Source organism: Martinezella lusitana (assembly GCF_010668395.1).
Taxonomy (GTDB): domain Bacteria; phylum Pseudomonadota; class Alphaproteobacteria; order Rhizobiales; family Rhizobiaceae; genus Rhizobium; species Rhizobium lusitanum_A.
The window spans coordinates 1-735 of sequence record NZ_WUEY01000073.1 but is presented as its reverse complement, the minus strand read 5'-3'; the positions used below and the strand labels follow the sequence as shown (position 1 = coordinate 735).

The 735-nt window shown below is 63.9% G+C and carries 1 protein-coding gene; it reads left to right on the top strand.

All coding sequences use genetic code 11. From position 1 onward, the window contains the following. Window positions 1-735, top strand: a 735-nt coding sequence (locus GR212_RS36565; protein WP_163995020.1) for an iron-containing alcohol dehydrogenase, incomplete at both ends; no start/stop codon positions are given.

The window sequence follows — 735 nt, the reverse complement described above, 5'->3', positions numbered from 1 at the left end:
CGCTTCTGGTCACTGACCGGGGACTTGCCTCGATGGCGATCACCAAGACGGCTCTGGACATTCTCGAGGATGCGGGTCTCGGCCGTGCGCTCTTCGCCGATGTCGATCCGAACCCGAACGAGAAGAACCTCGAAGCCGGCGTCAAGGCATTCAAGGATGGCGGTCATGACGGTGTCGTCGCCTTCGGCGGCGGCTCCGGCCTCGATCTCGGCAAGTGCGTCGCCTTCATGGCAGGCCAGTCGCGTCCGGTCTGGGATTTCGAAGATATCGGCGACTGGTGGACCCGCGCCAGCGTCGAGGGCATTGCGCCGATCGTCGCCGTGCCGACAACGGCCGGCACCGGTTCCGAAGTCGGCCGCGCCAGCGTCATCACCAATTCCGCGACGCATGTTAAGAAGATCATCTTCCATCCGAAGTTCCTGCCCGGCGTCGTCATCGCCGATCCCGAACTGACGGTCGGCATGCCGAAGGTCATCACGGCAGGCACCGGCATGGATGCCTTCGCTCATTGCCTGGAAGCCTATTCCTCGCCGTTCTATCACCCGATGTCGGCCGGTATCGCGCTTGAGGGCATGCGGCTCGTCAAGGAATTCCTGCCGCACGCCTACCGCGAGGGAACGGATCTCGAAGCGCGCGCCAACATGATGAGCGCTGCCGCCATGGGCGCCGTCGCTTTCCAGAAGGGTCTTGGCGCCATCCACGCGCTCTCGCACCCGATCGGCGCCGTTTACAACA